Below are 18,644 nucleotides of genomic sequence, written 5' to 3' on the forward strand. Positions count from 1 at the left end.
AATCAAGCGCCCCTTAACTCTGAAGGACGTGCAGGTTGACCTGCGCGCCCTTTGCAGGCTCCGGAATTTGCGCGATGCCCAACGCATCAACCCGACGCTGGCCTTTCTGCCCATTGATGGTGGCGTAATAGCGTCGACTGGGCAGCGCGTCCTCGGTGAAGCGGGTGATAATGCGCATGTGTTTCATCGCCTCTTTCACCTGAGGGGGCGGTGACGCCAGCATCTCCATGACCCGCTGCTGCTTGAACGCTTCTTTGAACGGTGCGTAGTCGAAGTAATACGCTTCGGGCTTGATCAGCAGCCATTCGCCGTCCCTGACTTTATTCAACACCTGATCGTCGAAATTCAGCGCCAGAAAGCTGCGCAAATGCGCCAGCCCATCCAGCGCGATCCTGCCGTCCAGATGTTGTTTGACTACGCCTACCGCTTCTTCTGCGCTGTACGCGTGCTTCAACTCAGAGGGTAAGGGGAATCGAGCGCTGATCAGTTTCATCAGTGGCCCTCGTTTTGCCAAAAGTCATACCCCGAAGTCCCCGCGACTTCATGCCGCCACGTAATCGTCTGATAGGCAAACTGCAGCGTCTCCATTTGCGTGAATTGCGCGGTGTCCATGTTCTGACAGTGGGGCAAGGCAATATCGACGCCGACAATCACGGCGTCGCCCAGCTCCATGGTGTAGAAATGCTCCAGCCCCGCACTGCCCGCAGGCCGATACCACTCCACTCGGCAGGTGGTAAGCATTTCAGCATTGCACAAGGCAATATTGATCAGAGGCGACGACTTATCGATCACCTTGGTGATGATCAAGGGTTTATGCATGCGCTGACTGGCTTTGGCACCGCCGGGGACTGCAATGCCGTGGGACAGCGCCTGAATCATGATCTGATCCTCGCGACCCATTTGCCAGGCGGTGCCGATGGACTCCTTGCCCAGTGCGCCGGCACTGATCAAGCCTTGGGATTTACCAACGAGGGTTAAATAAGCGGGAGTTGGCATGGGGGGTTCCTTTTTGGGAATGAAGAAGGCTAAAAGATTGCTGAAGTAAAACTGTCATTTTGTCTCGACAGGAATCCAAGGTTTCGCCAGCTCTAAAGTGATTAGAAACCGCTCTTGATCAGGGTTTCTTTTGTCTGCTGCGAGCGACTGGACCATCCAACGAACAACTATCAATACTGCTATCACAATGAACACGAAAACTAACTTTTGGCGCCTGCTGGCAACCTCAATTTGCAACTTAATTGAACGACACCAATACTCGTAACTTCTCTGACCGAATACTCCAGTAAGTGACGGCGTGTGCTATGTAGCATCTCATCAAAGCTAGCGGCCGCTCGAAACATGGGGAAATGAACATTTAGTGAGTTTCCTCCACCGATAAGATTAGCCTTCATCGTGTGGCGCCCATGGTTTTCCTACAGCCAGCGTAATCATGTAACGTTCTTCACTGGGTCTTTTATTGTCTTTGTATCTATTCAAACCGAGCATGACCTGATATTTTTCTTCCGCCTGCCAAAAGGTTCTTCCTCCCTTATTTATATCTCGTAATTTGGCCCGCCATTCAACAGTATCTGCAATAGCGGGTTCAGTTTTAGGAAAAACTAAATACCATCCGCCTCTTTTCAATTGACTCTGCAAATCCAAAACGATCTTCAACGCATCATCAAGCAACAAAGGCTCTACTTGCGGGGACATTCGTATATTGCGTACCCGTCCATTTATAAAGCCAATCGTTAAAAAGCGAGCTAATGGGGTCTCAAAACCATATTTCGGGTCAATAAAGCGCAATCGTGCATCAGATTTCGGCATACGAAACCAAATCTCATCAGGAATCGCCGGACTTATCACAGCACTTGAGCGCTGACGCATATCCTCCCACGGCTCATCAAGGGTCAATGCAATTTCAGGATCGTCAGATAATATATGGGAGGCACATCGCACGACGGCTATAGAAAAGAGCACAAACAGTGCAAATACAAAATATCGGCTATTTCTAGAATTAATCTTCCTCACCATCAATTCACTCTAACATGGCCAGAAATTTCATTAATTGATTGCTCTAGAGATTGTCGATTTGAATCTTTCAACATGTGATCAAAACTATTGGCAGCACGAAGTACGAACTCCATCCTTTGGTCAATATCCGACAGGTCAGCATAGGGACTGGTACTAAACCCGATTGTGCGCCCATTGGAGGCAGGTTTGCATGTACTAGTCAACGTAAGCTCGATAGACTGCGCAGCCCCTGAAGGAAAGTCAGTCACGTAGGAGATTTGATTACCACGAAGTATTAGCCCGAACGCCGAATCCTCGTATATCGCAGGCTGCAATATATTTTTTTGTTCGTGATCCGCGAAGAACTTTACACTCTTAGCCAACTCCCCGGAATCTAGCGCTTTGAAAGCATCAATAATCTCTTCATAAAATCTACCAAAAATTAATTTCTCTTTCCCCACTGGCCACAACACAGGAAATTTCGGATGCCCATAAATTTTCTCTCGTTCCTTCAAACACCCTTTCAACTCCGCCAATCCACGCTTCTTATAAAACTGGTGCAGCGGGTATATATCCAAAAACAGCGTGGTATTCCCCAACGCCAGCATGTCGTGCACATATTTCAACTGCCTCTGGACCGCACCCAGTTTCATCGCCCCCACGCGTACATCCACGGGAATAAGATTATCCGCATTGGCGGCCTGAAACTCTTCAAATGCGCTGACGATAGCATCGACCCTATCAACAGTGAATTCTTTAAACTTATCGACAACCTGCTCTTTAACTTCATCAAAGGTAAGCGTATTAAATCGCCCACCCAACATTTTTAAATCATCAATGATGGATTTTATTTTTTCATCCGTCAGTTCATTCAAATCTTCGATACGAAACTCAGTAAAGTCCTCAACGTTGAGTTCAGTCAGGTTATAGATCAACTCAATGACATCGTTTTTCTCATACGCGGCGTTCAGAAACGGAGTGAGCTTCATGAACTTGGCAACGGCCTTGAACTCCACCTCAAGTTTCTCCATCGACTCTGTGGCATGCAGCAATCCACACCCGACCTGCTTGGACGCAAAGGCTGCCAACCCAGCCCATTGAAAGCGCGAATCGTGCAGCCACAAGCGAGCATAGGCCGCATTGATGGCGCGGTTACGTTCGATGGGGTCGGCAATCAACACGCCGCCAGGGGCCACGATTTCTTCGGCTTCTTGCTGGTAGATGCGCCACAGACAATCACAGGTCAGGATTGGAACGTCGGTGATCATCATCTCCACGCCCAAGACTTCCATCTTGTGAGTCTTGCATTCATCCAGAGGTTTGATGTTCTCGTTTAGCTTTTCGTTATCACTTGGATGGTCTTTAAAGCACTGAGTCATGGGCAGGCTCCGACGGGAATGTCGCGACCCTACCAGCCCCTCTTCCCTCTGGATCATCACCGGGAAAATCAGGAGGCGTCCTACATTTAAAGGTCTTAAATCCCTCAGTTAAAACGCTCTCAACACCCACCAGGAACATGAAAGAAACCGGTGCCCATTTTCACGTTCTGTACAGGATTGCCCTTCTATACTTTCGCCCCTGCACATTCCCCGATGCCCGTTGGTAGACCCATGCGCCTGACTCGTCCCGCTCTGCTGTTATTGCTGCTTACCGGTTTGTTGTTGTTTTTCGCCCTTGGCAATCACCACTTGCAGGGCTCTACCGAGTCTCGGGTGGCGGGGATTGCCATGCAGATGCAGGTGAGCGGCGATTGGGTCACGCCTTCGCTGCTCAATGAGCCCTTTCTGGAAAAACCACCGCTAAGCCTGTGGCTGGACGCAACGGCCATTCGCCTATTCGGCGGCGAGTTGTGGGCCGTGCGGTTGGCGTCGGCGTTAGCCGGGTTGTCGTGTGTGATGTTGCTCTACGCCATGCTGCGCCGAATGGGGCGCCCTGTGGCGTTGGCCTGGACCGCCGCGGCGATGCTGGCAACCATGGCCAGCTTTTGGGATAACGCGCGTCAAGTCGGTGAGGATTCACTGCTCACACTTGGCGTGACGCTCGCCTTGTTGGCGTTTTATCAAGCCAGCCGCCACGCCCGGCTGCCCCTTGGCAGCTGGTTGATATTTGCCGCGGGGATCGCCATCGCTACGTTGAGCAAAGGGGTGCTGGGGCTGGCGTTGCCTGGGGTGGTGATTTTCGTCTACCTGCTGTGCCAAAGCCTGATCGACAAACGATGGGTGCTGCGCAATTGGTTGCGACCTGCGCTGTTTACCCTGCTGGGGTTGATCCCGCTGCTGATCTGGTTGTGCGTGCTGTATCAACGCGGGGGGCTGCACGCCGTCGGTGAGGTGCTATGGACCAATAGCGTGGGACGTTTCAGCGGGTCATTTGTGGAGGCAGGCCATTACGAGCCGTTTTATTACTACTTAAGAAAACTGCCCGAATCCTTCTTGCCGTGGAACCTGTTGACCTACCTGGGGCTTTGGCATTTCCGCAAACACCTGCGCAACAACCCCTACTTGCTGTTTTTCTGCGTGTGGCTGGTGGCGCAGTTTGTACTGCTCAATGTCGCGTCGAGCAAACGCATCGTGTACCTGATGGCGCTGACACCGGCGGCGGCCGTCATCGCTGCGGAATATGCGGGAGTGATTTTGGCCTGGCTGCGCGCTCACAGCCAGCGCTCGGCCGTCGCCAAATGCCTCAGTGACTATCATCGCCCTCTCGCGGTGACGGTACTGCTCGGTGTGGTGGCGACTTACCTCGGGGCGGCGCTATGGGCGCCCCGCGCTGATCGGGCCGAATCGTTCCAGCCGGTGGCCGTGCAGGTCATCCGATTACAAGCCGAGGGCAAGCACGTTGCCTTGCTCAAACCCGACGAGCGTTTGGGCGCCGTGGTGTTTTATAGCCAGCAGTTGCAGCACACGCTGGATTCAACGGCTCAACTGCAGACTTTTCTGGCCGCATCGCCCGACAATATTGCGGTGGTCGAAGATCCGGTCATACCGGGCCTGCCCCTGACAGTCGTGGATAAGGTCAGCGTCGGGCGGCATCACTATTACTTTGTCAGCCTGGCCACACTTGATCCCGGACATTAGAACATCAGTTGCCATGGCCGATCATGGGCCGTCAGGAATCGCCTGCTTAAGGGTGCTTAAAATTGCGCAGCCTCGATTGCATAGCGGCTCGGCGTGCCTGCGAGCGGTATTACCTTCGACCAATGTTCGGGCTCGATGTACCCCAACATCTGCGGCCCGCCTTGCGCGCCTTCGGCGTTGATAAACAATGCCGTCGCATAACCGAACGATGTGTTCGTGGCGGCGTGCAAGTCAGACACCAAGGCGTCCATGCATTCGCTGTGGGTGATCAGCACCAGATTGCGCCCCGCCACTTTGTGCTTGAGCGCATCGTGCAATATCGAACCCCGGCAGTCGAATAGCCAATCCTGCGTGGCAACAGGCCGGGTAAACATGGCCTTGGCGGTCTGCCGGGTGCGGGTCATTTGGCTGCTGTAAATATCGACGTTGTTAAGGCCCAGCTGTTTGAAGTCTGCGCCCACGATGTGTGCCGTGCGTGCTGCTCGCTCGGTAATGCCGTCCAACGGGCCCAGACACGGTTTCGATGAACGATCGCAGCGCTCGGCATGGCGCACCAAGGCGATCACATCGCCTTTTGACCAACTCTGGGCCAGGTCCAGCGCTCGGGTTGCATTCACCGGCTGCGCCAGATTAGGCACCGCGACAGGCGCCAGCAGATGCAAGGTGAGCATGACCGTCAGCGCACTGGCAGCGACCACCACCCCTGTATTTCTATGGCGGATCAGACCACTGCGCAGCTTGGCGCGCAGCGTCCCGGCGAAATGAAAACTCAGTATCACAAATTGCCCCCCCACCTTTGACGCGACGATGAACCTGGCTTGATGCGCAGCCTTTAGCTGCAAGAAGCCTCACACACCAATGGCGTCTGTTTGCTGAACCGCAGCCTAAAAAAACGGGGGTCAGAGGGGGGTGAAACGGATGTGAAAAAAAGCTCAAGCGCGAAACGGTCACTCCTGCGCAGAAGGCCTTTCATCATGTAAAAAAATAAATCGTTTCAGCTCTGCGCTCCGCCGCCGATACAAGCCAACACAAGCACTCTGCTGGGCTAAATAACAAAAAACTCCAGCGAATCTCGATCCTGCGCGCACGTTCCTGGAGAATTTTATGAACCGTTGGCTGAACAACATCAGCGTCAATCTAAAACTGGCCCTGGGCTTCGGTCTGGTACTGGGCCTCACCTGCCTGATGGCAATCAGCAACTGGTTCAGTCTGGACAAACTGATCGACCGCAGTAACTGGATGAGCGACATCACACGCCTCAACACCGCGTTCACCAACCTTCGGGTAACGCGCTTGCAGTACATGCTCACCAACGGTGATGAGACCGCCGCGCAAAAAGTTCAAGACAGTATTAATGCCTTCCAGGCCCTCGAACAGCAACTGATCGGCAGCTTCAAGAGCCCGGAAAACCTCAAGTTGCTTAAAGAGCAGCAAGACATCATCAGCCGGTACGAGGCCGCGCTGGTCGTCATGCGCAAGGCCTATATCGACTCCGCAACCGCTCGGGCCGCCATGGACCGTAACGCGCTGGTCGCACAGGAGGCGATCGCCACCCTGCTGGCCCGCGCCCTGCAAGTGCCGGAGGGTGATGAATCACGCTTCGCCATGTACCAAGCGGTATCTGAGCTGCGCGAACAACTTCTGCTCTCGCGTTATCAGGTAAGCGCTTATGTATCGGCACCCACCCCGGCCACCGAGAAAACAGCGCGAGAACAACTGAGTAATACGGTCGCCAGCCTCGGCAAATTGAACACCTGGTTCGCGGTCAGTGCCACTGACACCCTGCGCACACTGACCCAGACCATGGATCAGTATCAAGCCGCGCTGCAGGTGTACGCCGATACGGACAACACCATTATTGCCGTGCGCAAAGACATGACTGATTACGGCGCCAACGTACTCAGCCGCAGTGATGCGCTTTACACCCTTCAGCTGGAGCGACGCGACATCGAAAGCGCACAGGCCAACCGACTGCAACTGATCACCACCCTGCTGGTCTTGCTGTTCGGTATTGCCGCCGCCGTGATCATCACTCGCCAGATCACTCGCCCGCTGCGTGAAACCCTGGACGTGGTCGAGCGCATTGCCAGTGGCGACCTGAGCCAGGACCTGCGTGTGACCCGCCGCGATGAACTGGGGGTGTTGCAACAAGGTATTGCGCGCATGGGCACCACGTTGCGCGATTTGATTGGTGGCATTCGCGATGGCGTGACACAAATCGCCAGCGCAGCTGAAGAGCTGTCAGCGGTGACGGAACAGACCAGTGCCGGGGTCAACAGCCAGAAAATCGAAACCGATCAAGTGGCCACCGCCATGCATGAAATGACCGCCACCGTGCAGGAAGTCGCGCGTAACGCCGAACAAGCCTCGCAAGCGGCGGCCGGTGCTGACGCCGAAGCCCGTGAAGGCGACAACGTGGTCAATCAGGCGATTGATCAGATTGAGCGCCTGGCGGTGGAAGTGGGTCGTTCGACCGAAGCGATGGCCGTGTTGCAACAGGAAAGCGACAAAATTGGCAGCGTGATGGACGTGATCAAGGCCGTGGCCGAACAGACCAATCTGTTGGCACTCAATGCGGCCATTGAAGCGGCCCGTGCGGGTGAAGCAGGACGCGGTTTTGCGGTGGTGGCTGATGAGGTGCGTGGTTTGGCTCAGCGCACACAAAAGTCCACTGAAGAGATTCAAACTTTGGTAGCCGCCCTGCAAAGCGGCACCCAGCACGTGGCGTCGGTCATGAACAACAGCCGCGTGCTGACTGACAGCAGCGTGACGTTGACCCGTCAGGCGGGCACATCGCTGCAAGGTATTACCCGTACCGTGTCGAATATTCAGTCGATGAACCAGCAGATTGCAGCAGCGGCCGAACAACAAAGCGCGGTGGCTGAAGAGATCAGCCGCAGCATCGTCAATGTTCGCGACGTGTCGGAACAAACGGCAGCGGCCAGTGATGAAACGGCCAAGTCCAGTGTTGAACTGGCGCGTCTGGGCAATCAACTGCAAGAGATGGTGAGCCACTTTAAAGTGTGAGGCAGGTTTCACCCTCACCCTAGCCCTCTCCCGGAGGGAGAGGGGACTAAAAGCAAAAGCAGATTTGCGCAACACCACACATCTGCCCAACACCACACATCTGCCCCCTCTCCCTCTGGGAGAGGGTTGGGGTGAGGGGCCTTTGATCAGCGTGGCAAAAAAACCCCGGCACGCTGACCATTCGCGCCACCCTGTTGATAACTCAACACACCATTGACCCACACCCCGTCTATCCCTTCAGCCGCCTGTTGCGGTGCGTTGAAGTCCGCCACGTCCCGCACTTTTTCAGCGTCAAACAACACCAGATCGGCCCAATGCCCTTCGCGTATCTGCCCTCGCTCAGTAAGACCAAAACGAGCCGCCGACATGCCAGTCATTTTGTGCACCGCCGTGTGCAGCGGGAACAGCCCCACATCCCGGCTGAAATGCCCCAGCACTCGAGGAAACGCGCCCCACAATCGAGGATGCGGAAACGGATCATCCGGCAAACCATCCGAGCCAATCATCGATAACGGATGCGCCAGAATTCGACGCACGTCGCTTTCATCCATCCCGTAGTACACCGCACCCGCCGGCTGCAAACGCTGAGCGGCAGCCATCAAGGACACTCCCCACTGCGCTGCAATGTCCTGCAAATCCCGCCCGCCCATCTGCGGATGCGGCGTTGACCAGGTAATGGTGATGCGAAAAGCATCCGTCACTTGCTTGAGATCCAGCGTCGACGAACTGGCGGCATACGGATAGCAATCGCAGCCCACGGGATGATCCTTCGCCGCCTGCTCCAAGGCGGCCAGCAAATGCGGACTGCGCCCCCAATTCCCGGCCCCCGCGCATTTAAGGTGAGAAATGATCACCGGCACCCGCGCGGTACGGCCGATCAAGAAGGCTTCATCCATCGCCTCCAACACCGGTTCAAACTCACTGCGTAAATGCGTGGTGTACAGCGCACCGAACGCGGTCAATTCTTCGGCCAGTTGCAGCACCTCGTCCGTGTCGGCGTTAAACGCACTGGCGTAGGCCAGCCCTGTGGATAACCCCAGCGCCCCCGCGTCCAGACTTTCTCGCAGTTGCAGGCGCATGGCCTGAATTTCCCTGGCCGTGGCGGTGCGCTGCAAGTCATCCATATGGTTGCTGCGCAACGCGGTATGACCAATCAACGCGGCAACATTGAGCGCCGGGCGGGCCGCTTGCACCGCGGTGCGGTAGTCAGCAAAGCGCGGGTACGAAAAAGCAGCCTTGTTGCCCAGCAGGTTCATCGGATCAGGCGGCTCATTGCGCAAGGTCACCGGCGACGCGCTGATGCCACAGTTACCCACAATCACCGTCGTCACACCCTGACTGAGCTTGGGCAACATCTGGGGCTGACGAATGACCACGGTGTCATCGTGGGTGTGCACATCGATAAACCCCGGGGCCAGCACCCGCCCCGCCGCATCGATTTCGTGTGTGGCCCGTCTACCGCTCAAGTCGCCAATGCACGCGATACGCCCACCGCGCAGTGCCACATCAGCGACATAACCAGGCGTATTACTGCCATCAATCACCTGGGCATTTCTAATCAATGTGTCGTAATTCATCTCAGTCCCCCAACGGCAAACCGTCGTCGCCGCCTCGATAGTCATCCAAAGCCAATTTGATCCGGCGCAGGCGTTCCTGGCTGGCTTCGGGCATCGACAGCGCCAGCTCAGTGGCCAGCACATCAATGGCCAGCAGCATGCCGTAACGGGCCGCCGTCGGTTTGTAGATAAAGCTGGTTTCCACGCCTTGCAGCGCCAGCACCACGTCGGCCAGATCCGCCAGCGGCGTATCGGGGCGCGTGATGGCGATGACTTTGGCGCCATAGTTGCGGGCCAGTTGCACCGCCTTGATCAACTCCGGTGTCAGGCCGGTCAGTGAACAGACAATCAGCGCGTGCTGCGGGCCGAGCGTGGCTGCTGTCACCCGCATCATCACCCCGTCCCGACATGCCGCAATGGGATAGCCCAAGCGCACCAAGCGCACTTGCAGCTCGTCGCAGCACACACTGGAACAGCCGCCCATGCCGAACGCGTGAATCATGCTGGCTTCGCCGAGCAGTTTGACCGCATCCGCGAACTGCCCACCGTTGAACCCGGCCAAATGCTCATGAAGGGTCGATTCAATGTCACTGACGATCTGGCGAAAAAATGCGGACTGCTCCGGCCGGCTGCCCGTGTCGAAAAAGCGCTTGCCCACCCCGCTGGCCTGCGCCAACTGCAAGCGCAAGTCACGCAAGTCGCGGCAACCGACGCTGCGGGCAAAGCGCGACAAGGTGGCGCTGCTGACGTCTGCACGCACGGCAAGCTCGTCCAGACTGGCACTGGCGGCAAAGCCGATATCGCTCAGTATCAGCTGGGCAATCCGCGCCTCAGCTGCGCTGAAGGTGTCCTGACGCACTCGAATTTGATACAGGATGTCCATTTAGATCAGCTCCGAGAGCACCAGGGTTAAACCGAACGCCACGACTGAAACCAAGGTTTCCAGCACCGTCCAGGTCTTGAAGGTTTGAGCGACCGTCATATTGAAGTATTCCTTGACCAGCCAGAAGCCGCCGTCGTTCACGTGGGAAAAAATCACTGAGCCAGCCCCCGTCGCCAGCACCAAGAGTTCCGGATGCGGATACCCCATGCCAATGGCCACCGGCGCAACGATGCCCGAGGCCGTGGTCATGGCAACGGTCGCCGAACCCGTAGCGATACGCATCAGCGCCGCAAATACCCAGCCCATGAAGAGCGGCGACAGATGAAAATCCTGCGCCAGCCCGACAATTTCAGTGGTGACACCCGAGTCAATCAAAATGCGATTCAAGCCGCCACCCGCGCCCACCAGCAACGTGATACTGGCCGTCGGCGCGAGGCATTCATTGGTGAATTTGAGGATCGACTCGCGGCTAAAACCTTGCGCCAACCCCAGCGTCCAGAAACTCACCACCGTGGCGATCAGCAAGGCCATGACCGAGTTGCCGATAAACTGCAAAAACTGATTAAAACCACTGCCCGGCGTTGAGATCAGGTTGGCCCAACCGCCAATGAGCATCAGCACGACCGGTAACAAAATAGTGCCCAGCGTCAGGCTGCAACTCGGCAAGCGTGTACGCGGCTCACGGTTGATGAACTGCTGTTCCATCGGGTTATGCGCAGGCAGGTGGATACGCGGCACAATAAATTTGGCAAAGATGGGCCCCGCGATAATCGCGGTGGGTATGCCGATCAAAATCGAATACATCAAGGTTTGCCCAACAGACGCTTCATAGGCTTGTACGGCCAGCATCGCCGCCGGATGCGGCGGCACCAGCGCATGCACCACCGACAAGCCGGCGACCATCGGCAAACCCACCATGAGCACAGACACCCCGACCTGGCGGGCGACAGTAAAAGCAATGGGCACCAAGAGCACAAAACCGACTTCAAAGAACAGCGGCAAGCCCACCAGAAAGGCGATGCAGACCATCGCCCAGTGCGCATTGCGTTCACCAAAGCGATCAATCAGCGTGCGCGCCACCTGCTCGGCACCGCCCGACTCGGCCATCATCTTGCCCAGCATCGTCCCCAGCGCGACCACCAGTGCGATATGCCCCAGGGTTTTGCCCACGCCGCCTTCGTAAGCGCCAATCACACTGCCCGCCGGCATGCCCGCCATAAGGCCGAGCCCGACAGAAATCAGGGTAATGACAATAAAAGGATTGATCTTGTAGCGCGCAATCAAAACGATCAGCGCAATGATGGCGATGGCGGCGTAGAGCAGCAGCCCGTAGCCCGAAGATGGCGTCATGCGAGATACCCCGGCAATGTTTTCGAGTTCTTTTGAAACTTAAAAAGCATTCCAGAGGTTATTTATCAATCTTTCTGAAAGTAATTTTCGTTTAGCGGCATGTGCTGTCGCATTCAGGCATGAGCAAGTGCCCAAAATGAAAATCACCCCGGTGTATTTTCATCCCTTGGCTTACTCATGCGTGATGCGCGCCCGCTTGAGCAGCTTTTTACTGCGCGGCGACAAATGCACCACTCGCAGGTGTTTACCGGCCTTGTTGTAGCGCTCACGCAAGGTGTCGAGCGCGGCAATGGCAGAGTAGTCGGCGAAACTCAAATGGCTGCAATCGAGGGTGACATTGTCCGGGTCTTCTGCCGGATCAAATTGTTTGAGAAAGGCGGTCGTGGAAGCGAAAAACAGCGTGCCGTGAACCCGGTACAGCTTGCTGCCATCGTTCTGCACCTCGGTATCGGCATACAACTGGCGCGCGTGTTGCCAGGCAAAATTTAGCGCCGCAATGATCACCCCGCACATCACCGCCACCGCCAGATCAGTGAACACGGTAATCACCGTCACCGCGATGATGACCAGTACATCGTTCAACGGTACTTTGTTCAGCACCCGCAGGGAGGCCCAGGCAAAAGTCTGCTGTGACACTACGAACATCACCCCAACCAAAGCCGCCAGCGGGATGCGTTCAATAAACGGTGACAAAAACAGCACGAACAACAGAATCATGACCCCGGCCGTAATGCCCGACAATCGGCCGCGACCGCCAGAGCTGAGGTTGACCACGGTTTGGCCGATCATCGCGCAGCCGCCCATACCGCCAAACACGCCCGAGACCATGTTCGCCGCGCCCAGCGCCACGCACTCGCGGTCGGGGAAACCTCGGCTTTCAGTGATTTCGTCAGTCAGATTGAGGGTCAGCAAGGTTTCAAGCAGCCCGACCATCGCCATCACCAGCGCATAGGGCGCGATGGTGCTCAGGGTCTCCAGATTCCACGGCAACTGCGGCAGGCTAAACGTTGGCAAGCCGCCGGCAATATGGGCCATGTCGCCCAATGTGCGGGTTGGTAAACCCAGCAGGTAAACCGCCAGCCCCACACCCAGAATCGCTATCAAAGCGGGTGGCGCAGCACGTGTCAGGCGAGGGAGCAGATAGACGATGGCCATGGTCAGCGCCACCAGGCCGATCATCAGGTACAACGGCATGCCGCTGAGCCAGGTGTCACCGTCCTTGAAGTGATCGAGTTGAGCCAGCGCAATGACAATCGCCAGCCCGTTAACGAAACCGAGCATCACCGAATGCGGCACCATGCGCACCAGCTTGCCGAGCTTGAGCAAGCCGAACGCCAGCATGATCAGACCGCTCAGCAGCACGGTGGCCAACAGGTATTGCACGCCGTGTTGCACCACCAGCGCGACAATGACCACCGCCATCGATCCCGCAGCACCCGAAACCATGCCGGGCCGACCGCCAAACAGTGCGGTGAGGGTGCAGATGATAAACGCGCCGTACAGCCCCATTAGAGGATTGAGATGCGCCACCAGCGCGAAGGCGATGCACTCGGGCAGCAGGGCGAACGACGTCGTGAGCCCGGCCAGTACATCAGCGCGCAGACGTTTGAATTTCATGGAATACCTAAAAGACAGGACAAACGGAGGGGAGTATCGAGAAACGGATGGTAACAAATCTATACAGGGATATATCAACCCGTAGCAGCTGCCGAAGGCTGCGTCCGATTGCAAAGCGATCGTAAATTCTGCAATCACGGTGTACTTGTTACACCGCAATGGCTGAATTTACGACGGCTGCGCCGCCGGACGCAGCCTTCGGCAGCTGCTACGGGTGATGTGTGTGGGGGGTTACTTCACCACTTTACCCACTCCGCGACCACGGGGGTCGGAGGCGGTTTCGAGCTGGGTGCCGTTGACCCGGATGGCTTGAATATCACCCATGTTCCAACCCTGATCTTCCAGGGTGTAGCCCATGGCTTTCAGCTCATCCGCCACTTTGCCGGTGATGGGTGCATACGCGTCGTAGTAGATCGTGTCTTTAGGCAGCAACTGATGATGCACACGCTGCGCAGCCACGGCTTTTTGCAGCGGCAGGTCATAGTCGTAGACGTTGTTCAATACTTGAAAGATCGAGGTGAAGATCCGTGAACCGCCTGGCGTGCCCAATACCAGCGTGACGTTACCGTCCCGCGTGACCAGGCTTGGGCTCATCGAAGACAGCATGCGCTTGCCCGGCTCAATGGCATTGGCGCTGCCACCCACCACACCGAAGCCATTGGCCACGCCCGGTTTGGAGCTGAAGTCGTCCATTTCGTCGTTAAGCAAGAAACCGGCGCCTTTAACCACCACCCCGCTGCCGTAATCAAAGTTCAGCGTGTAGGTGTTGCTGACCGCATTGCCGTCTTTGTCGACGATGGAAAAGTGCGTGGTCTGATGCGGCTCAAGTCCCGGTTTGACGTTGGCCGTCGGCGAGATCGCCTTCGGATTGACTTCACCCGCCCGCTTGGCGATGTACACGGGGTCAATCAAAGCGGCCACCGGCATCTTGCCGAAACTTGGATCACCCAGATAGTCGGCACGGTCTGCAAACACGCGCTTCTCGATTTCGGCGAGCAGGTGGATATACGGCGCGGAGTTCAGCTCAACGCCTTTGAAATCGGCAGCGCGGGCTTCCTTGATGCCGATCAGCTGCGCCAGCGCAATCCCGCCCGAGCTGGGCAGCGGCGCGGTGTACAACGTATTGCCGCGCCAGTCGACCCGCATCGGTTCACGCCATTGGGCCTTGTACTCGTTCAGGTCGTCCTTGGTAATCAGGCCTTTGTCCTGCTGCATTTGGGCAACCAGCAGGTCGGCGGTTTTGCCGTGGTAGAAATCTTTGGCGCCCTGATCAGCGATGCGCTCAAGGGTTTCGGCCAGTTCAGGCTGCTTGAAGTTCTGACCATTTTTCATGCTGCCAAAGTAGTCAGCGAAATTGGTCGTGCCGTTAAACAGCTTTAACGCATCTTCGCGGTACTGGTATTGCTTGTCGGCCACGGTGAAGCCGTTTTTCGCATACCCCACAGCCGGGGTCAGCAGCTCACTCCAGGGCAATTTGCCAAAGCGCTGATGCGCCTCCCACAAGCCCATCACCGTACCTGGTACGCCCGCAGCCCGCGCGCCGACCAAGCTCATGTTTTCGACAATCTCGCCTTTGTCATTCAGGTACATGTCGCGACTGGCCGCCTTGGGCGCCGTTTCGCGATAGTCGAGAAAGTAGGGTTTGCCGTCGATAAACAAGGTCATAAAGCCCCCGCCACCTATGTTGCCGGCTTCGGGGTAGGTCACGGCCAGTGCGAATGCGGTCGCGACCGCTGCGTCAACGGCATTGCCGCCCTTTTTGAGAATTTGCGCGGCGACATCAGCGCCGTATTGATTGGGAGCCGCCACCGCGCCGCCTTCAAGCGTGACAGCAAATACGGATGAACTGGCTGCAATGGCAGCCGTCAGGGCCAAGGTTTTAAACCACACAATGCGCATTCAACACTTCCTTTTATTGTTTTTAAAACGTGCCCAAACCTTGTCTCATTTCAGACACGTTTTCAAACAAGAAATAAAAAAGCAGAACGGCGCGCCGGGTTCAGTCAGGCAAGCGAGTCTCGATCAGAAGCGACTCCACCAGACTGCGCGCCATCTCGACGCCGTGAATGACGCTCCATAACTGTTCAGCGTCGTATCCGTTGAGGTGAGAGCGGATGTCATCGGCCGTCAGTTCTGCGCCCTTGAGCAATAAAGAGGCGTGAGTGAGGGCGTCTTGCAGGGTAATGCCGGGGTTGGTGCTGAATAACGCAGTGCCCTTATGGGCGCAGGTCAGCAGAGGCGGGTCGGGGACGATTTTTTTCATGGGTGTATTCCAAATCAAGACTGAAATAGCTGCCACGTACCGCTGTCAATCGGTGAGGGTGGCAACTGCGTGCGGGTTGACAGACCGAGGAAAAAAACACCCGAAAACTCGGCGCACTCGAAAGTGCCCCACACGCAGCTGCCATAACATCAAGAAAGGTCTACAGCGCTGAAAGTGCTTTTGGGTCGGTCTGTCAAAACCGGTCACTGATGCCAGTGACTCGCCGAGACTATTCGCCCAATTGCTACGCCGCAAGACGGTCAGGATTCTCTAGGAAACGTCGTTCAATAGAAAGGGAAGCGTCGGGTCAGACGTTGCCATATGTGTAAGCACGAGGGTTATCTTCGGTCATCACATTCCGCATAACTGGCCAGCTTGGTCTGGATAAAATCCAGAAAGCACTGAATGCGCAGCGCCAACTGCGAGTTGCGGTAGTACACCGCATGGATGGGCTGGCGGTAGCCGCTGTTGTACTCAGCCAATACCCCCTGCAAGCGCCCGGCACTGATGTCTTCGTGGGTCATAAAGTGCGACAGGCAGGCGATGCCCTGCCCTTGCAGCGCCAGATGACGCACCGTTTCACCGCTGGAAGCACTGATGGCAGGTTGAATCGCCCAGCGATCACCCTGTGCATAACGCAGGGGCCATTGGTTGAGGCCATCGTTCTGGGTAAAGCCGATCAAGGTGTGATTGGCCAAGTCAGCCACGCTGGTGGGCGCGCCGTGGCGGGCGAGGTAGTCGGGGCTGGCAAGAATGTTAAGCGGGCTGCACCCCAACGAGCGGGCATGCAAGGTCGAGTCCGCCAAAGGACCGATGCGAATGGCAATGTCCGTGCTTTGCTCCAGCAGGTCGATGATCAGGTCATTGCTGTTGAGTTCCAGCTGGATCTCGGGGTACAGCGCACGAAACTCGGGGATGTAAGGCACGATGGCGTGCAGCACAAACGGCGCGGCGGCATTGATCCGCAAACGCCCGGAGGGCGTGCGCTGGTGCGAAATCAGGCGTTCTTCCAGCTCTTCCATCTGCGCCAGGATCAGCTTGGCCCGCTCGAAGAAGAACTTGCCTTCTTCGGTCAGGTCCATGCGCCGGGTGGTGCGATTGATCAGCGTGGTGTCGAGCTTGGCCTCCAGCCGTGACAGCGTGCGGCTGACGGCTGAAGGCGTTTGCCCGGCCTGTTCGGCGGCGGCTGAAATAGACCCGCACTCGATCACCGAAACAAAGATTTGCAGCTCATCGGATCTGGCTTTCACACGTGCCCCTCATTGAATAACGACGTAGCGTAGTCGCTGAGAAGCGAAACGAGGGTAAATCTGCACCTGGGTGGCAACCTGTTATCCGTTCAGACCAAACACTTCAGTCAAATGTTGCTCGTAACGGGCCGCATCAACGTCTGGCTGTGGACGCTTCATCACGTCAACGCACAGGAAGGTCGGCAGAGCGGTCATGCCCAGAAACTCGTTGGCTTTGTGGAACGGGAAATACACTGCGTCCACGCCTTTGCCTTCAAAGAAGTCCGCTGGGTCGTCAAACGCTTGCTGCGGTGCGTTCCAGGTCAGTGACAGCATGTATTTTTTACCCTGGATCAGACCACCGCTGCCGTAACGCTGCGAAGCATCGGAACGGGTGCGACCGTCGCTGGCGTAGAGCTTGCCGTGACCTTGAGTGAACACTTCATCGATGTATTTTTTTACGATCCAGGGCGCGCCCATCCACCAGCCTGGCATTTGGTAGATCACCACGTCCGCCCACAGGTATTTTTCGACTTCTTCGGCAACGTCATAACCTTCGTCGATGTGAGTGACTTTGACCTCAAAACCCTGGCGATCAAAAAACGCCAAGGCCGTGTCATGCATCGTCAGGTTGTAGCGACCATCGGAGTGTGCAAATTTTTTAGCGCCGTTTAGTAACAGAATCTTTTTCATCGTCAGCCTCATCAGGAGTTCACCCTCAGCGCTGTTGAGCGACGTGGGGCGTTAAAGGTTTAAATCATGAGGGGCAGGATATAGAGCCATGCACCACAGAAAAACCCGCGCCGGGACAAATAGCTTTTGCGCTGTAGTCACAAATCAATATTTGATTGTTGTCAAAGCGGCTTAACCACCGATCAGCAAATGCGCACCCAGCAGTGCCATGCCGATAAAAAACACCCGCTTGAACACCCTCGCGCTGATGCGCTCGCGCAACCATTGGCCGAAAAACACGCCGAGCATGGCTGGCAATAGTGCCAAGACTGAAGCATTGAGCTCGACGCCACCCAATGTGCCGCGCCAGTACAGCCCGGCCGCAAGGGCCAATGTGGCGACGCCGAACGATAATCCCAAGGCCTGAACCAACTGATTTTTGCCTATGCCCAAGGCGTGTAGGTAGGGCACGGCAGGAATGACAAACACGCCGGTGGCTGAACTGATACCCCCGGTAATAAGCCCGCACATCGGCCCCATCCAGCGCTCGTGGCGCGCAGCGATGTGCAAGGCAGGCAAAAAAAGGCCACTCAGGGCATACACCAGCAACGCCATGCCCAGCGCACGCACGACGCCGCTGCCGCCGTCGATTGGCAGCCAGAGCACGCCGAACGCCGTGCCGATCACTATCCCCAGTTGCATCGGCCATAGGCGCTTGAACACCTCGGCCAACTGCCCGCCCGCGGCCAATTGCCAGGCATTGGTCACCATTGAGGGAATGATCAGTAATGCCGCAGCCTGCGCAGGCGCAATAGCCAGGCCGAGCAGGCCCATGGCAACGGTGGGCAAGCCCAAGCCAATCACCCCCTTGACCATGCCTGCCAGCAAAAAGGTCATCATCACCAGCAGCGACAGTGCCCAACCCAGATGTTGGTAAAACTCGATTAATGTGTTCATGCGCCCAGCGTGCGCGCCGGG

Annotated in this window: 16 protein-coding genes and 1 pseudogene; 3 read left to right on the forward strand and 14 right to left on the reverse strand. The window is 56.5% G+C overall.

The features are described from left to right. Positions 1-13 precede the first annotated feature (13 nt). The 4 genes from ACI7MX_RS21745 to ACI7MX_RS21760 all read right to left on the reverse strand — a co-directional run bounded on the left by ACI7MX_RS21745 (position 14) and on the right by ACI7MX_RS21760 (position 3,371). On the reverse strand, positions 14-493 hold the full coding sequence (locus ACI7MX_RS21745; protein ID WP_405591487.1) for a hypothetical protein: 480 nt from the start codon (positions 491-493) through the stop codon (positions 14-16). Next, positions 493-996 carry an Hcp family type VI secretion system effector gene (locus ACI7MX_RS21750; protein WP_405591484.1) on the reverse strand — a complete coding sequence of 168 codons (504 nt, stop codon included), beginning with the start codon at positions 994-996 and terminating at the stop codon, positions 493-495. Before ACI7MX_RS21750 ends, ACI7MX_RS21745 begins: the two co-directional genes overlap by 1 nt. A 384-nt stretch (positions 997-1,380) precedes the next feature. Then, positions 1,381-2,013, reverse strand: a complete 633-nt coding sequence (locus tag ACI7MX_RS21755) for a hypothetical protein (protein WP_405591481.1) — start codon at positions 2,011-2,013, stop codon at positions 1,381-1,383. After that, positions 2,013-3,371 (reverse strand): DUF2515 family protein, encoded by a 1,359-nt coding sequence (locus ACI7MX_RS21760; protein WP_405591478.1) that lies wholly within the window; start codon positions 3,369-3,371, stop codon positions 2,013-2,015. The genes ACI7MX_RS21755 and ACI7MX_RS21760 overlap by 1 nt, the downstream gene beginning before the upstream one ends. A gap of 231 nt (positions 3,372-3,602) precedes the next feature. Between ACI7MX_RS21760 and ACI7MX_RS21765 the strand changes: the two genes are divergently transcribed. Beyond that, complete coding sequence (locus tag ACI7MX_RS21765) at positions 3,603-5,069, forward strand: ArnT family glycosyltransferase (protein ID WP_405591475.1); 1,467 nt, start codon at positions 3,603-3,605, stop codon at positions 5,067-5,069. Positions 5,070-5,125: 56 nt separating this feature from the next. Here ACI7MX_RS21765 and ACI7MX_RS21770 read toward each other — a convergent pair whose 3' ends face one another. Continuing rightward, positions 5,126-5,848, reverse strand: a complete 723-nt coding sequence (locus ACI7MX_RS21770) for a histidine phosphatase family protein (protein WP_405591472.1) — start codon at positions 5,846-5,848, stop codon at positions 5,126-5,128. Positions 5,849-6,308: 460 nt separating this feature from the next. Here ACI7MX_RS21770 and ACI7MX_RS21775 point away from each other — a divergent pair. Both ACI7MX_RS21775 and ACI7MX_RS21780 read left to right on the forward strand, forming a co-directional pair. Further along, positions 6,309-7,241 (forward strand): annotated as a pseudogene (locus ACI7MX_RS21775) (methyl-accepting chemotaxis protein); the annotation flags it as partial. Between the two features lie 141 nt (positions 7,242-7,382). After that, positions 7,383-8,096, forward strand: a complete 714-nt coding sequence (locus tag ACI7MX_RS21780; RefSeq protein ID WP_405634606.1) for a methyl-accepting chemotaxis protein — start codon at positions 7,383-7,385, stop codon at positions 8,094-8,096. Between the two features lie 146 nt (positions 8,097-8,242). Here ACI7MX_RS21780 and ACI7MX_RS21785 read toward each other — a convergent pair whose 3' ends face one another. From ACI7MX_RS21785 to ACI7MX_RS21825, 9 genes are all read right to left on the reverse strand, one after another. Continuing rightward, a complete protein-coding gene (locus ACI7MX_RS21785) occupies positions 8,243-9,673 on the reverse strand; it encodes an amidohydrolase family protein (RefSeq protein ID WP_405591469.1) in 1,431 nt (476 codons plus the stop codon). Position 9,674: 1 nt separating this feature from the next. Further along, the gene (locus ACI7MX_RS21790; RefSeq protein WP_405591466.1) at positions 9,675-10,535 is read right to left on the reverse strand and encodes a MurR/RpiR family transcriptional regulator; all 861 of its coding nucleotides are present in this window, start codon (positions 10,533-10,535) and stop codon (positions 9,675-9,677) included. Then, positions 10,536-11,885, reverse strand: a complete 1,350-nt coding sequence (locus tag ACI7MX_RS21795) for a gluconate:H+ symporter (protein ID WP_314485263.1) — start codon at positions 11,883-11,885, stop codon at positions 10,536-10,538. It lies immediately after the preceding gene. 171 nt (positions 11,886-12,056) lie between these two features. Beyond that, on the reverse strand, positions 12,057-13,502 hold the full coding sequence (locus ACI7MX_RS21800; protein WP_405591462.1) for a SulP family inorganic anion transporter: 1,446 nt from the start codon (positions 13,500-13,502) through the stop codon (positions 12,057-12,059). Between the two features lie 231 nt (positions 13,503-13,733). Then, a complete protein-coding gene (gene ggt / locus ACI7MX_RS21805) occupies positions 13,734-15,401 on the reverse strand; it encodes a gamma-glutamyltransferase (RefSeq protein WP_405591459.1) in 1,668 nt (555 codons plus the stop codon). A gap of 100 nt (positions 15,402-15,501) precedes the next feature. Continuing rightward, positions 15,502-15,765: a DUF3077 domain-containing protein gene (locus tag ACI7MX_RS21810; protein ID WP_405591456.1), complete on the reverse strand. Its 264-nt coding sequence runs from the start codon at positions 15,763-15,765 to the stop codon at positions 15,502-15,504. 338 nt (positions 15,766-16,103) lie between these two features. Further along, on the reverse strand, positions 16,104-17,015 hold the full coding sequence (locus ACI7MX_RS21815; RefSeq protein WP_405591453.1) for a LysR substrate-binding domain-containing protein: 912 nt from the start codon (positions 17,013-17,015) through the stop codon (positions 16,104-16,106). A gap of 81 nt (positions 17,016-17,096) precedes the next feature. Further along, on the reverse strand, positions 17,097-17,687 hold the full coding sequence (locus ACI7MX_RS21820) for an NAD(P)H-dependent oxidoreductase (RefSeq protein WP_314485248.1): 591 nt from the start codon (positions 17,685-17,687) through the stop codon (positions 17,097-17,099). 171 nt (positions 17,688-17,858) lie between these two features. Then, the gene (locus ACI7MX_RS21825) at positions 17,859-18,623 is read right to left on the reverse strand and encodes a sulfite exporter TauE/SafE family protein (RefSeq protein ID WP_405591449.1); all 765 of its coding nucleotides are present in this window, start codon (positions 18,621-18,623) and stop codon (positions 17,859-17,861) included. Positions 18,624-18,644: the final 21 nt, after the last annotated feature.

The sequence above is a fragment of the Pseudomonas sp. 2024-210 genome, assembly GCF_045062345.1.
GTDB lineage: Bacteria > Pseudomonadota > Gammaproteobacteria > Pseudomonadales > Pseudomonadaceae > Aquipseudomonas.